This is a genomic window from Pseudorhodoferax sp. Leaf267 (assembly GCF_001422405.1).
GTDB lineage: Bacteria > Pseudomonadota > Gammaproteobacteria > Burkholderiales > Burkholderiaceae_C > Pseudorhodoferax.
Genome location: NZ_LMMV01000025.1, coordinates 387,350 through 400,994, shown reverse-complemented (window position 1 = coordinate 400,994; position 13,645 = coordinate 387,350). Strand labels below are relative to the sequence as shown.

Here is a 13,645-nt window from a genome sequence, read left to right as displayed (position 1 = left end):
CGCCACCGGCCTCAACGCGCCACCGTCTCCAGCCACTGCGACAGCTCCGCCGCGGCCGCGTCCGTGGCCTCGGCCAGTGCACGCACGCCACCGGAGGCATCGGCCGTGGCCGCGGGCTTTTGCACGATGAACTGGCGCTGGGCGAGGATCTTCTCGCCGGCCGGCAGGTTGTCGACCACGGTCACGCGCAGGCGCAGCAGGCCGCTGCTGGTGGCCGGGGCCGTGAACAGCTGGCTGAACTCCTCCAGCGCCATGCGCAGCACCAGCGGCTGCTGGCCTTCGCTGCGCAACAGGGCCGCGCCCTCGCCCGCGCTGACCACCGTGCGGCGCTGGCCCAGGTGCTCGCGCAAACGCAGGGCCACCAGCTGGGCCGGCGGCATGCTCCAGCGCGCCAGCGCGTAGGGGCGCAGCTGCTGCGCGTCGGCATAGCCCAGGCGGTACAGCACGGCGGTGGCGGCCTCCAGCGGGCCGCTGGCCTCGATGTCGGCCAAGGCCAGCGGCGGCAGCGGCGCGCGCCGGTCCATGGGCTGCTGGGCCACGGCGCCGGGGCCGAAGTCGTACTGCGCGGGGCGCTGCGGCTTGTCGGGCAGGGCGGAACAGCCGGCCAGCGCGGCGGCCAGCACGATCAGGGACAACAAGGGCTTGCGGTTCATCGGTTTGCTCCTGGCGCGGCGAAGCCTGGTTCACCCGGGCCGGGTTGGACGGTGCCGCTGCCGAAGATCAGCGACTGCGGGTTGTCGTTGATTCCGTTCACGGTGCGGCTGAGCTGGCGCGCGGCGCGCGAGGCGTCTTCGGTCACGCGGTTCACACGCGGCAGCGTGGCGGCGCCGAAGGTCTCGACCACGCGCGACAGGGCCGCCGTGCCCTCGGCCAGGCGGTCCAGCGGGCCATCGGGCTGGTTGAGGCGGTCGGCGGTCTTGTCGATGTTGGTGGACATGCGGGCCACGTCGTCGGCGGCCTTGCGCACCGCGGCCAGGCTGGCGCTGACCTCCTGCGTCATGGCGGGCACGCCGGCCAGGGCCGGGTCCACCCGCGTGCGCATGGTGGCCTCCAGCTGCGCGGTGAGCTTGTTGACGTTCTGCGCGGCCTCGCCGATGCGGGCGGTGGCGGTGGCGGTGTTGTCCAGCACGGCGCCGACCTTGTCCACGTTCTGCTGGCTCAGCATCTTGTTCATGTTGTCCAGCACGTCCTGCACCTTGGCCAGCAGCACCGGCGCCTGGTCGGTCAGCTCGCCCAGGCGCGAGTTCTTGAGCGGCAGGCGCGGCACGCCGCTGGAGCCCGGGGCCAGCGCGTCCAGCTGGTCGCCGGAGTCGTCCAGCTGCACGAAGGCCAGGCCCGTGATGCCCTGGTAGCTCAGCGTGGCGAAGGTGCTGGGCGTCAGCGGCGTGGTGTCGTCCACGTTGAGCCGGATCACGACGTTGCCGGGCACCTGGGGGTCGAAGCCGATGTAGGTGACCTTGCCGACCGCCACACCTTTGTAGCGCACGGGCGCCTGCAGCTGCAGGCCCGTGACGGAGTCGCTGGTGGACAGCTCATAGGGGTGGCTGCTGCCGCTTTCCCGGCTGAGCCAGACGGACAGCGCGATCAGCAGCGCGGTGACCACCAGCACGAAGGTGCCGGCGGCCAGGGCATGGGATTTGTTTTCCATCTCAAGTGTCCTGGGTGGAAGGGGATGCGGTAGCGGGCACGATCTGCGCGATCGGCGTCATGGCGCGGCGGCCACGCTCGCCCTGGAAGAAATCGTGCACGAAGGGGTGGTCGTAGGTGGCGACCTCGGCCGGCGCGCCTTCGACCAGCACGCGCTTTTCGGCCAGCACCAGCACGCGGCTGGACAGCGCGAACAAGGTGTCCAGGTCGTGCGTGACCATCACCACGGTGAGGTTCAGCTCGCGGTGCAGCGAGCGCAGCAGCTCGACGAAATCGTCCGAGCCGTGCGGGTCCAGCCCGGCCGTGGGCTCGTCCAGCAGCAGCAGCGGCGGGTCCATGGCCAGCGCGCGCGCCAGCGCCACGCGCTTGATCATGCCGCCGGACAGGTCGGCCGGCATCTTGTTGGCATGCTGCGGGCCCAGGCCCACCATCTGCAGCTTGACCAGGGCCGTGTCGCGCACCAAGTCGTCGGGCAGGCGGCGCAGCTCGCGCAGCGGAAAGGCGATGTTCTCCAGCACGCTGAAGGCCGAGAACAGCGCGCCCTGCTGGAACAGCATGCCCACGCGGCTGGCCGCGCCGCGCCGGCCCAGCTGCGCGGCGGGCTCGCCGAGCACGGTGACCTCGCCCTTGAACGGCTTCTCCAGCCCCAGCATCTGGCGCAGCAGCACGGTCTTGCCGGTGCCCGAACCGCCGACCAGCGAGACCACCTCGCCAGGCTGGATGGTCAGGTCCAGGTCCTTGTGGATCACGACCTGGTTCTTGCCCGTGCCGAAGGCCGTCCACAGCCCGCGCACGGTGACGACGGGCTCGGCGCTGTCGGTCGATATCTTGTTGTCGCTCATGGCCTCAGATGCCCACGCTGCGGAACGCGACCGCGAAGAGCGCATCGACCACGATCACCGCCGTGATCGCCGTCACCACGGCCGAGGTCGTGCCCTTGCCCAGGCTCTCGGTGTTGGGCTTCACACGCAGTCCGTAATGGCAGCCGATCAGCGCGATCAGGATGCCGAACACGGCCGACTTGCCGACCGCCAGCGCCAGGTTGGCGCCGCTCACCGCATCGGGCAGCGCGTTCAGGAAGAAGGCCGGTGTGATGCCCAGCGCCAGGTCGGCCGCGAGCATGCCGCCGGCCAGGCCTGCGAGCGTGGTCCAGGTGGCGATCAGCGGCATGGCGATGGCCAGGGCGATGGCGCGCGGCATGACCAGGCGAAAGCCGTGCGCGATGCCCATCACGCGCATGGCGTCCAGCTCCTCGGTCACGCGCATCACGCCGATCTGCGCCGTGATGGCCGAGCCGGAGCGGCCGGCCACCAGGATGGCCGCCAGCATCGGCCCCAGCTCGCGCACCAGCGAGACGCCCAGGATGTTGACGATGAAGGACTCGGCGCCGAACTGGCGCAGCTGCAGTGCCGTGAGGTAGGCCAGCACCACGCCGATCAGCGCGCCGACCAGGCTGGTGATGGGCAGGGCCATGGTGCCCATCTGGAAGAGGTGGCCCGAGATGTCGCGCCACGGGCCCTGGTGCGGGCGGCGGATCAGGCGCCCGATGTCCAGCGTGAGCTGGCCGACCAGCCGCACGCCGACCTTGGCCTGGGCCAGGCCCTCCAGCACGCGCACGCCCAGCGCGTCGAAGTGCTGGGCCAGGCCGGCCGGTGGTGCCGGCTCGGGTGTGGTCGTGAACTCGGCCACGCGCTCCAGCATGCTGCGCTGCTCGGGCAGCAGCGCCACGCGCGCGGGCCAGGTGCGGCCCCACTGGTTCCACAGCAGCTGCGCGCCCAGGTGGTCGAGCCGGTCGATGCCCTGCAGGTCCCAGCCGTGCGAGGCCGGCAGCGCCGCCAGGCGGCTGCGCGTCTGGCCCAGTGTGCTGCCAGCGGCCAGGTCGGCGGCCGTCCAGCGGCCCGTCAACACGGCCGTGGGCCCGTCGGACTGGTCCTGTTCAGCGATGCGGGGGCTGGTGGGCGGGCGGGAATCGTCCATGCAGATGGGCGGGGTCCGTGTCAGCGGGTGTGGTGGATGAGGCAGGCATCGTACCAAGCTGTTTCGAGGCGCCCCGTAGGACGGCGCGCTCGCGATGACCGCTGACTACAATCCGCGCGCCTCACCCATCCGACATGGACCCCACAACGGCACGCCAGCGCTTCCACGACGATCTGCTTTCGCGGCATCTGAAGGCGATCTTCGGCGAAGTCGAGGCGGCCTCGCTGCAGCACCTGCGCCAGCACCTGCGCTGGGTCGAAATCGCCGGTGGCGACACCCTGATGCACCAGGGCGAAGAAGGCGACTCCATGTACCTCGTCGTCAGCGGCCGGCTGCGGGCCTACACGCGCGGCGACGACGGCAGCGAGCGCCTGGTCGGCGAGATGGCGCGCGGCCAGACCGTCGGCGAGCTCAGCCTGTACACCGGCGAGCCACGCGCGGCCACCGTGGTCGCGGTGCGCGACTCGGTGCTGGTGCGGCTGGCCAAGTCCGAATTCACGCAGCTGCTGCAAAGCAGCGCCCAGGTCTCCATCGTGCTGACCCGGCAGATCGTGCACCGCCTGAAGGGCGAGGGCCGGCACAACACGCACGACCGGCCCGTGGCCATCGGCCTGGTGCCGATCACCGCCGGGGTGGACCCGGCTGCCTTCGCCGCCGGCCTGTCGGCCCAGCTCAGCGAGCGGCTGATGGCGTCCACGGGCCATGGCCGCGTGCGCGTGGTCGGCGGCGCGGACATCGGCGCCGCGCTGGCCGATGCCGGCGTGTCGCTGGACGACGCCGACCCCGAAGCGCAGGCCGAGGCCAGCCGGCGCGTTGCCCTGCTGCTGGACGAGATCGAGGCCACGCACGACGTCGTGCTGCTGCTGGCCGATGCCGCCCCCAGCGCATGGACGCAGCGCTGCTGCCGCCACTGCGATGAGCTGCTGCTGCTGGCCGATGCCACGCAGCCGATGGCGCTGCACGCGACCGAGGAGCGCTTCCTCATGCACCGCCCGCCGCGCACCGAGGTGGCCGAGATCCTGGTGCTGCTGCACCCGGCCGACCTGCGCTCGCCGCGCGGCACGGCCGGCTGGCTGGCGCGGCGCCCGTTGGCCGGCCATGTGCACCTGCGCCCCTCGCTGGCGCGCGACATGGCGCGCATGGCCCGCTTGCTCACGCGCACCGGCATCGGCCTGGTGCTGGCCGGCGGCGGTGCGCGCGGCTTCGCGCACCTGGGCGTGTACCGCGCGCTGCGCGAGCGCGGCATCGAGATCGACTGGGTGGGCGGCACCAGCATCGGCGCCGTCATGGCGGCCTACGTGGCGTCCGACCAGTCGCTCGACACGGTGATGGCCAACGCGCGCCGCGCCTTCGCCGTGAACCCGACGGGCGACTACAACCTGTTCCCGCTGATCTCGCTGTTCAAGGGCGTGCGGCTGCGCGGCGTGCTGCGCCGCGCGGTCGACGAGCTCACCGGCTTCGATGCCGACATCGAGGACCTGTGGAAGAACTACCACTGCGTGGCCACGAACTACTCGCGCGCCTGCGAGCACCGCATCGACGACGGCAACCTGGTGCAGGCGCTGCTGGCCAGCATCTCCATCCCCGGCGCGCTGCCACCCGTGGTGCGCGGCGGCGAGTTGCTGTGCGATGGCGGCACCTTCAACAACTTCCCGGTCGACGTGATGCGCAGCATGCGCGGCGTGGGCCAGGTGATCGGCATCGACCTGAACACGCGCACGGCACAGGCCGGCTTCGAGGCCATCCCCGGCAACATCAGCCTGTGGCGCGACCGCCTGCGCCCGCTGGCCCAGCGCCGCTACCGGGTGCCCCTGCTGCCGACCTATCTCATGACCGTGACCGCGCTGTACAGCATGTCGCGCCAGCGCCAGGCGCAGCAGAACTGCGACCTGTACTTCCACCCCGCACTGGAGCGCGTGGGCATGCTGCAGTGGCAGCGTATCGACCAGATCGTGGCGCGCGGCTATGCGCATGCGAAGACGGTGCTGGCCGCCATGGACGCGCGCCAGGCGGCGCAGCTGGGCGTGGCCCGCGCCGACGACGCCCCGCCCTGAGCTTTAGCGCCGGTTGCCCAGCGCCAGGATCGACAGGCTGGACGCGATGAAGGTGGCACCGGCGCCGTAGTTGAGCCAAGCCGTGGCGCGCGGCCGGCGTGCCAGCCAACCCGACAGCCGCGCCGCGTAAGCGCCCAGGATCGAGAAGATCACGGCCGTCAGCACCGCGAAGATCGCGCCGTACACCAGCATCTGCACGCCCACGGGCCCGCGCTGCGCGCTGACGAACTGCGGGATGAAGGCCAGCACGAACAGGCCGGGCTTGGGGTTCAGCACGTTGGACAGCAGGCCCGTGAGGAACACCCGGCCCAGGCCCTGGTGCGCGACCGGCGTGAACGAGATCAGATTGCGCGAGCGCAGCGCCTTGACGCCCAGCCACAGCAGGTAGGCCGCGCCGACGATCTTGACGGCCCAGAACGCGAGCGGCGAGGCCTGGACCACGAGCGTGAGCCCCAGCGTCGCGGCCAGCGTGTGGACCATGATGCCCAGGCCGGCACCGACCGCGGACATCGCCGCCGCGCCGCGGCCCTGGCTCAGCCCGCGGCTGATGGCGAGGATGTTGTCCGGCCCCGGCGCGAGCACCACGAGCAGCGTGGCGAACAGGTAGGCGATCAGTGTGTCGAGGGGGAACATGGCGGGCGGGGATCGGTGACGTTGGAGGATGCGGGGTGGATTGTCACCATCCCGGAGCATCGGGCAAGCGCGTATACAGGCGCAGCGAGCGCGCGCCCACGGGCACCATGCCCTGGAACGCGAAGCCCAGCTTGTCGAGCAGCCGGTCCGAGCGCTGGTTGGTGACCGCGGTGATGGCCAGCACGCGGTCCAGCCCCAGGTCGGCGAAGGCATGGCGCAGCACGGCCTGGGCGGCCTCCTGCGCATAGCCCAGGCCGGCATGCGCATCCAGCAGCGCGAAGCCGAGGTCGGGCGCCGGCAGCGCCTCGCGCTGCACCAGGCCGCAGATGCCCACGGGCGCCGCATCGGCCCTGCGCTGCACGAGGTACATGCCGAAGCCCCGCTCGGCATAGGGCGGCAGGATGTTGGCGCGCAGATGGGCGTCGGCATCGGCCAGCGTGTGCACCTGGCGGTCGCCGATGTGGGCCAGCCACGAGGGCTCATTGAGCTGCTGCCGGTAGAACGGCGCGTCGTCGGGCGTGAGGTGGCGCAGCACCAGCCGGTCCGTCTGCGCCACTTGCACCATGTTCAGAGCGTGAAGATGCGCGCCGACACCGCACTGCCGTCCACCAGCAGCTCGGCCACCGCGATCGGCAGCTTGAAGCGGCGCGGGCCGCAGCTGCCGGGGTTCACGTAGAGCACGCCGCCGCGCGTCTCGGCCACGGGCTTGTGCGAATGGCCCGAGACCACGACCTGCGCGTCGGCCGACGCCTGCGGCGCGAGCTCCCCCAGGTCGTGGACCACGCACAGCCGCACGGCGCCGAATTGCACGTGCGCCGTGTGCGGCAGCCGCTCGGCCCAGGGGCCATGGTCGTTGTTGCCACGCACGGCCGTCACGGGCGCGATGGCGGCCAGCTGCTCGAGGATGGCCGGGTCGCAGATGTCGCCGGCATGCACGATGGCGTCACTGCCGCGCAGGAAGGCCAGCGCCTCGGGGCGCAGCAGCCCGTGGGTGTCCGAGAGCAGGCCGATGCGGGGCATGTCAGTCGCGGCACCAGCCCTCGCCCACTTCCACCACCAGGCAATCCTTCTTCTCCTGCAGCCACTTCATGCCCGTGCCCGGGCCGTCGGTGGCGCGCAGGGTCTGCGGCTTGCCGTCGCGCTGGAAGGCGATGCGGTCGCCCGCGGGCGTGCCGCTGAAGATCAGCGGGCCGTCCAGGTTGCGGATGGTCAGCGTGTAGCCGTCGGTGGCCTTCTGCACGTCGATGAAGGTGCCCTCCGGGCCGAGCCAGCGGCCCAGCCAGGCGTCGGTGGCGGGCGCCACCGGCGCGGCGGGCTTGACCTGCGACACGGGCGCGACGGCAGGGTTGCGCGCAGCCGGCGCCGGCCGCTCGCCGCAGCCGGCCAGCGCCGTGGCCAGGCCCGCCATGCACAGCCAGCCCCTCATGCTCGCAAGCCCCGCAGCACGACCCCGGGGAACGCGGCATCGCTGGTGGCGGCAAGCCGTGTCGGGCCGGGGATGACCGACACCACCGCGGACGCGGCGACGAGGGCGAGCCAGAGTTCGAAGGGCATGGGGCGGGTCCTTGCGCTAAGGGACTGGAAGTTATACACGCATGCGGCGGCGTCAGGCGCGGCGACTCGCGGCCCGTGCCGCCACGCGCTTGTCGCCCTGCGGCTGCGCCGCGCGCGCCAGCAGCCAGTCGACGAAGCTCACGAGCTCGGGCCGCTGCGCATGCCGCGCCGGGTACACGAGGAAATGCGCCTGCACCGGCAGCGCTTCGCCCGCGGCGAACACCGGCCGCAGCCGGCCCTGGCGCAGCAGCGGCTCGCCGATGGAGGTGCTCTCCAGCGCCACACCCAGCCCTTGCACGGCCGCGTCCAGCGCCATGAAGGCGCGGTCGAAGCGGTAGGCGTAGCTGGCCGGCGTGTGCGCCATGTGGTGCAGCGAGAACCAGTCCGGCCACTGGACGACGCCAACGGTGGACTGGATCAGCGGCACGCGCAGCAGGTCCTCGGGCGTGGCGATGCGGTGGCGGCGGATGAAGGCTGCGCTGGCGAGCGGCATGACCTGCTCGTCGAAGATCGGCCGCACAGTCAGCTGCGGCCAGTGCGGCGCGCCGTAGCGGATGTCGATGTCGGACTGGCCGACCGCGAAATCCGAATGGTCGACGGAGGCCGACATCGTCAGCGCGATGTGCGGGTGCTCCTTGGCGAACTCCGCCAGCCGCGGCATCAGCCACAGCGTGGCGAAGCTGGGCGTGGAATGCACGTGCAGCGCGTTGCGCACGCCCTTGCGCGCGTTGTCGGTGGCCGCGCCCAGCGCCGCCAGCGCACCCGTGATGCGCTGCAGGTAGTCGGCGCCGGCCGGCGTCAGCTCCACGTTGCGCGCATTGCGCTCGAACAGCCGCATGCCCAGGAACTGCTCCAGCCTGGCGATCTGGTGGCTGACGGCAGACGGCGTGAGGTGCACCTCGTTGGCCGCGGTGGTGAAGTTGCGGCGCCGGGCCACGGCCTCGAACGCGACCAGGCAGCCCAGGGGTGGAAGCGATGTGCTCATGGCGTGGAATCAGGGCAAACCCATAGATGACGAGAAATCATCCTTCACTGAAATCATATCGTTTGTCTTCATGCATGGGTGTTTCCACAATCACGCCATCAACCACTCGGAGACATGCATGTTGCTCACCCACAAGGTCGTTCTCATCACCGGCGGCGCAGGCCTCAACGGCCTGGGTTTCGCCACCGCTTTGCAAATGGCCAGCCACGGCGCACGCGTCGCCATCATGGACCTGGAGGCCGCCGAGCCGGCCCAGGCCGCCGCGCAACTGGGCGCCGAACACCTGGGCGTCGTGGCCAGCGTGACCGACAAGGCCGCCGTGGACCGCGCCGTCGCCCAGGTGCTGCAGAAGTTCGGCCGCATCGACGTGCTGGTCAACAACGCCGGCATCACGCAGCCGCGCAAGACCGTGGACATCACGGCCGCCGACTACGACGCCGTGCTGGACGTGAGCCTGCGCGGCACGCTGCTGTGCTCGCAGGCCGTGATCCCGGCCATGGAGCGCCAGGGCAGCGGCTCCATCGTCTGCATCTCGTCCGTCTCGGCGCAGCGCGGCGGCGGCATCCTGGGCGGGCCGCACTACTCGGCCGCCAAGGCCGGCGTGCTGGGCCTGGCCCGTGCCATGGCGCGCGAGCTCGGCCCGGCCGGCATCCGCGTCAACTGCATCACGCCCGGCCTGATCGGCACCGACATCATCAAGGGCAAGCTGACCGAAGAGAAGAAGGCCGAGATCGCCGAGACCATCCCGCTCGGCCGCCTGGGCCAGCCCAGGGACATCGCCGGCGCCTGCGTGTTCCTGGGCAGCGATCTGTCCGCCTACTGCACCGGCATCACGCTGGATGTGAACGGCGGCATGTTGATCCACTGAGATCACGAGGCCCGCGCGCCGGGCCTGCCTCCCCCTGCATTTCGAGTTCCGAAGCCGACGAGCGGCAGCGGCCGGTCGCGGCCGTCTGTGGCCCATCACTCACCCCTGGAGACAAGCACCATGAAGCAACCCAAGACTGGCCTGACCCGCCGCTCCATCCTGGCCGGCGCCACCGCGCTGCCCCTCTTCTCGATCGCCACGCGCCGTGCCGACGCGGCCGAGTTCGAGCTGAAGTACGCCACCGGCCAGGACCCGACCCACCCCGTCAACCTGCGCGCCAAGGAGGCGCTGGAGCGCATCCGCGAAGCCACCTCGGGCCGCGTGAACATCAAGCTGTTCCCGGCCAACCAGCTCGGCAGCGACACCGACCTGCTGGCCCAGGTGCGCAATGGCTCAGTGGAGTTCTTCAACCTGTCCTCGCTGATCCTGTCCACCTTCGTGCCGGTCTCGGGCATCACCAGCGTGGGCTTCGCGTTCAAGAACTACGAGGACGTCTGGAAGGCCATGGACGGCGAGCTGGGCAACTTCATCCGCGCCGAGATCGCCAAGACGCCGATCTTCACGGTGTCCAAGATCTGGGACAACGGGTTCCGCCATGTCACCTCGTCCACGCGCGAGATCAAGACCGCGGCCGACCTCAAGGGCTTCAAGGTGCGCGTGCCCGCCGCGCCACCCCTGACCTCGCTGTTCAAGGCGCTGGACGCGGCCCCCGCGCCCATCAACTTCAACGAGGTCTACACCGCACTGCAGACCAAGGTGGTCGAAGGCCAGGAGAACCCGCTGGCCATCATCGCCACGGCGCGTTTGTACGAGGTGCAAAAGACCTGCAGCCTGACCGGCCACGTGTGGGACGGCTACTGGGTGCTGGGCAACAAGCGTGCCTTCCAGAAGCTGCCGGCCGACGTGCAGCAAATCATCACGCGCGAGCTGGACAAGTCGGCCACCGACCAGCGCGCCGACGTGGCCAGGCTCAACACCAGCCTGGCGACCGACCTGAAGGCCAAGGGCATCAGCTTCCTGACGGTGCCGCAGGAGGACTTCCGCAGCAAGCTGGCCAGCACGGGCTTTTACGGCGAGTGGAAGAGCAAGTACGGCAACGCCGCGTGGGACCTGCTGGAAAAAGTCTCCGGCAAGCTGGGCTGAGCGCCTGATCGGAGACATGCCATGAACATCACAAGTGAAGTGCCCGGCGTGGCCGGGCATGCCGAAGAAGCCGGCCGGCGCACACCGGTCGCCTGGCTGGACAAGCTGAACCGCTTGATCGCCGTGCTGGTCGAAGTGCCCGCCGCCCTGCTGGTGCTGGCCGAGGTCGTCGTGCTGCTGATGGGCGTGACCAGCCGCTACGTGTTCCACGAGCCGCTGTCGTGGTCCGACGAGCTGGCCTCCATCCTGTTCCTGTGGCTGGCCATGCTGGGCTCCATCGTGGCCTTCCAGCGCGGCGAGCACATGCGCATGACGGCCATCGTGGGCAAGATGGCACCGAAGCGGCGCGCCTTCTTCGACCTGGTGGCGATTGCCGCGGCCGTGGCCTTCCTGGCCTTCGTCGTGCACCCGGCCTACGAGTTCGCGCAGGAGGAGGTCTTCGTCACGACGCCGGCCATGGGCATCGTGAACTCCTGGCGCGCCGCGGCCCTGCCCATCGGCCTGGGGCTGATGCTGCTGGTCGGCCTGATGCAGATCTTCCGCCTGGGCTCGGTGAAGGACGCGCTGCTGGCCCTCGGCCTGGTCGCGCTGATCGCGGGCGCCCTGTCGCTGATGGGGCCGCTGCTCAAGCCGCTGGGCAACCTGAACCTGCTGCTGTTCTTCGTGGTCGGCGTGCTGGCCATGGTGCTGGGCGGCCTGCCCATCGCGTTCGCGTTCGGCCTGGCCACCTTCGGCTACATCGCGCTGACCACCAGCACGCCCACCATCGTGATCGTGGGCCGCATGGACGAGGGCATGAGCCATCTGATCCTGCTGGCCGTGCCGCTCTTCGTGCTGCTGGGGCTGTTGATCGAGATGACCGGCATCGCGCGGGCGATGGTGGCCTTCCTGGCGAACCTGCTGGGCCATGTGCGCGGCGGGCTGTCGTATGTGCTGATCGGCGCGATGTACCTGGTCTCGGGCATCTCGGGCTCCAAGGCGGCCGACATGGCGGCCGTGGCGCCCGCGCTGTTCCCCGAGATGCGCAAGCGTGGCGCCAAGCCGGGCGACCTGGTGGCGCTGCTGTCGGCCACCGGCGCGCAGACCGAGACCATCCCGCCCTCGCTGGTGCTGATCACCATCGGCTCGGCCACGGGCGTGTCGATCGCCGCGCTGTTCACGGGCGGCCTGCTGCCCGGCGTGGTGGTCGGCATCACGCTGGCCGCGCTGGTGTGGTGGCGCTACCGCGGTGAAGACCTGTCGGGCGTGCAGAAGTCCACCGGCCGGCAGATCGCCGCGTCGCTGTGGGTCGCCATCCCGGCGCTGGCGCTGCCCGTGATCATCCGCGCCGCGGTGGTCGAGGGCGTGGCCACGGCCACCGAGGTGTCCACCATCGGCATCGTCTACGCGGTGCTGACGGGCCTGTTCATCTACCGGCAATTCGACTGGAAGCGGGTCTACCCGATGCTGGTCAGCACGGCCGCGCTGTCGGGCGCCATCCTGTTCATCATCGGCGCGGCCACCGGCATGGCCTGGGCGCTCACGCAGTCGGGGTTCTCGACGGCGCTCGCTCAGTTCATGCAGTCGCTGCCGGGCGGCGCCATCACCTTCATGGCGGTCTCGGTACTGGCCTTCATCGTGCTGGGCTCGGTGCTCGAAGGCATCCCGGCCATCGTGCTGCTCGGCCCGCTGCTGTTCCCGATCGCGCGCCAGGTCGGCATCCACGAAGTGCACTACGCCATGGTGGTCACGCTGGCCATGGGCATCGGCCTGTTCGCGCCGCCCTTCGGCGTGGGCTACTACGCGGCCTGCGCGATCAGCGGCATCCACCCGAACGAGGGCATGAAGCCCATCGTGGGCTACATGGTGGCGCTGTTCATCGGCACCGTTCTCGTCGCCGCGGTCCCGTGGATCTCGATCGGCTTCCTGTGATGCTGCATTCCTCTCCCATCCACTCCAAGGAAATCCTCATGTCCGAACTCTCGACGCTGCAACAGAGCGCCTACCGCGTGCGCCGCTACGCCCTGCGCATGGGCGAGGTCCAAGGCCAGGGCTACATCGGCCAGGCCCTGGGCTGGGCCGACGTGCTGGCCGTGGCCTACAAGCACGCCATGACCTACAGGCCCGAAGACCCCGCGTGGGAGGGCCGCGACCGCTTCCTGCTCTCGCACGGCCATTACGCCATCGCGTTCTACGCGGCACTGGTGGAGGCCGGCATCATTCCCGAGGAGGAACTGGAGAGCTACGGCAGCGACGACAGCCGGCTGCCGATGTCGGGCATGGCCACCTACACGCCGGGCATGGAGATCTCGGGCGGCTCGCTGGGCCAGGGCCTGCCGATCGCGGTCGGCATGGCGCTGGGCCTGCGGCTCAAGAAGAACCCGGCCTTCGTCTACAACTCCATGAGCGACGGCGAGCTGGACGAGGGATCGACCTGGGAGGCGGCGCTGGGCGCGGCGCACCACCGGCTGGCCAACCTGATCTGCCTGGTGGACATCAACAACCAGCAGGCCGACGGCCCGTCCGGCAAGGTCATGGGCTTCGAGCCGCTGGCCGACAAGTGGCTGGCCTTCGGCTGGCATGTGCAGCGCGTGAACGGCAACGACATGGCGGCCGTGATCGCAGCCTTCGACGCGGCGCGTGCGCTCCAGGACGACAAGCCCCGCGTGATCCTGTTCGACACGCTGATGGGCAAGGGCGTGCCCTTCCTGGAGACGCGCGACAAGAACCACTTCATCCGCGTGGACCCGCCGGAATGGCAGCAGGCCATCGCCCACATCGACAGCACGCAAGACTGAGGAGCCA

15 protein-coding genes are annotated in these 13,645 nt (G+C 70.5%); 5 read left to right on the top strand and 10 right to left on the bottom strand.

The features are described from left to right. Window positions 1-11 precede the first annotated feature (11 nt). Genes ASF43_RS27040 through ASF43_RS27025 form a run of 4 tightly spaced genes read right to left on the bottom strand, consistent with a single transcriptional unit; the run spans window position 12 to window position 3,624 of the window. Window positions 12-653, bottom strand: coding sequence for an ABC-type transport auxiliary lipoprotein family protein (locus ASF43_RS27040; RefSeq protein ID WP_056188423.1), 642 nt, complete (start codon window positions 651-653; stop codon window positions 12-14). Next, window positions 650-1,648: an MlaD family protein gene (locus ASF43_RS27035; RefSeq protein WP_056188420.1), complete on the bottom strand. Its 999-nt coding sequence runs from the start codon at window positions 1,646-1,648 to the stop codon at window positions 650-652. The genes ASF43_RS27040 and ASF43_RS27035 overlap by 4 nt, the downstream gene beginning before the upstream one ends. A 1-nt stretch (window position 1,649) precedes the next feature. Further along, complete coding sequence (locus tag ASF43_RS27030) at window positions 1,650-2,489, bottom strand: ABC transporter ATP-binding protein (protein ID WP_056188417.1); 840 nt, start codon at window positions 2,487-2,489, stop codon at window positions 1,650-1,652. 4 nt (window positions 2,490-2,493) lie between these two features. Continuing rightward, entirely contained in the window at window positions 2,494-3,624 is a 1,131-nt protein-coding gene (locus ASF43_RS27025; RefSeq protein WP_056188414.1) for an ABC transporter permease, read from the bottom strand. A 134-nt stretch (window positions 3,625-3,758) separates the two neighbouring features. Here ASF43_RS27025 and ASF43_RS27020 point away from each other — a divergent pair, with 134 nt between their 5' ends. After that, window positions 3,759-5,678 carry a patatin-like phospholipase family protein gene (locus ASF43_RS27020; RefSeq protein ID WP_056188411.1) on the top strand — a complete coding sequence of 640 codons (1,920 nt, stop codon included), beginning with the start codon at window positions 3,759-3,761 and terminating at the stop codon, window positions 5,676-5,678. A 3-nt stretch (window positions 5,679-5,681) separates the two neighbouring features. On the opposite strand, the gene ASF43_RS27015 is transcribed toward ASF43_RS27020, so the two are convergent. The 6 genes from ASF43_RS27015 to ASF43_RS26995 are packed head-to-tail and all read right to left on the bottom strand — an operon-like array spanning window position 5,682 to window position 8,850. Then, the gene (locus tag ASF43_RS27015) at window positions 5,682-6,311 is read right to left on the bottom strand and encodes a LysE family translocator (protein ID WP_056188408.1); all 630 of its coding nucleotides are present in this window, start codon (window positions 6,309-6,311) and stop codon (window positions 5,682-5,684) included. Between the two features lie 43 nt (window positions 6,312-6,354). After that, window positions 6,355-6,876 carry a GNAT family N-acetyltransferase gene (locus tag ASF43_RS27010; protein ID WP_056188406.1) on the bottom strand — a complete coding sequence of 174 codons (522 nt, stop codon included), beginning with the start codon at window positions 6,874-6,876 and terminating at the stop codon, window positions 6,355-6,357. Window positions 6,877-6,878: 2 nt separating this feature from the next. Beyond that, window positions 6,879-7,331: a metallophosphoesterase family protein gene (locus tag ASF43_RS27005; protein ID WP_056188403.1), complete on the bottom strand. Its 453-nt coding sequence runs from the start codon at window positions 7,329-7,331 to the stop codon at window positions 6,879-6,881. Window position 7,332: 1 nt separating this feature from the next. Beyond that, window positions 7,333-7,737, bottom strand: coding sequence for a hypothetical protein (locus tag ASF43_RS27000; RefSeq protein ID WP_056188398.1), 405 nt, complete (start codon window positions 7,735-7,737; stop codon window positions 7,333-7,335). Continuing rightward, window positions 7,734-7,865 (bottom strand): hypothetical protein, encoded by a 132-nt coding sequence (locus ASF43_RS32090; protein ID WP_255358166.1) that lies wholly within the window; start codon window positions 7,863-7,865, stop codon window positions 7,734-7,736. The genes ASF43_RS27000 and ASF43_RS32090 overlap by 4 nt, the downstream gene beginning before the upstream one ends. A 52-nt stretch (window positions 7,866-7,917) precedes the next feature. Further along, the gene (locus tag ASF43_RS26995; RefSeq protein WP_056188397.1) at window positions 7,918-8,850 is read right to left on the bottom strand and encodes a LysR substrate-binding domain-containing protein; all 933 of its coding nucleotides are present in this window, start codon (window positions 8,848-8,850) and stop codon (window positions 7,918-7,920) included. Between the two features lie 118 nt (window positions 8,851-8,968). On the opposite strand from ASF43_RS26995, the gene ASF43_RS26990 reads away from it, so the two are divergent. The 4 genes from ASF43_RS26990 to ASF43_RS26975 all read left to right on the top strand — a co-directional run bounded on the left by ASF43_RS26990 (window position 8,969) and on the right by ASF43_RS26975 (window position 13,638). After that, a complete protein-coding gene (locus tag ASF43_RS26990) occupies window positions 8,969-9,718 on the top strand; it encodes an SDR family NAD(P)-dependent oxidoreductase (RefSeq protein ID WP_056188394.1) in 750 nt (249 codons plus the stop codon). Window positions 9,719-9,838: 120 nt separating this feature from the next. Beyond that, window positions 9,839-10,861, top strand: coding sequence for a TRAP transporter substrate-binding protein (locus tag ASF43_RS26985; RefSeq protein WP_056188391.1), 1,023 nt, complete (start codon window positions 9,839-9,841; stop codon window positions 10,859-10,861). Window positions 10,862-10,882: 21 nt separating this feature from the next. Continuing rightward, on the top strand, window positions 10,883-12,772 hold the full coding sequence (locus ASF43_RS26980; protein WP_056188388.1) for a TRAP transporter large permease subunit: 1,890 nt from the start codon (window positions 10,883-10,885) through the stop codon (window positions 12,770-12,772). 38 nt (window positions 12,773-12,810) lie between these two features. Continuing rightward, the gene (locus tag ASF43_RS26975; protein WP_056188385.1) at window positions 12,811-13,638 is read left to right on the top strand and encodes a transketolase; all 828 of its coding nucleotides are present in this window, start codon (window positions 12,811-12,813) and stop codon (window positions 13,636-13,638) included. Window positions 13,639-13,645: the final 7 nt, after the last annotated feature.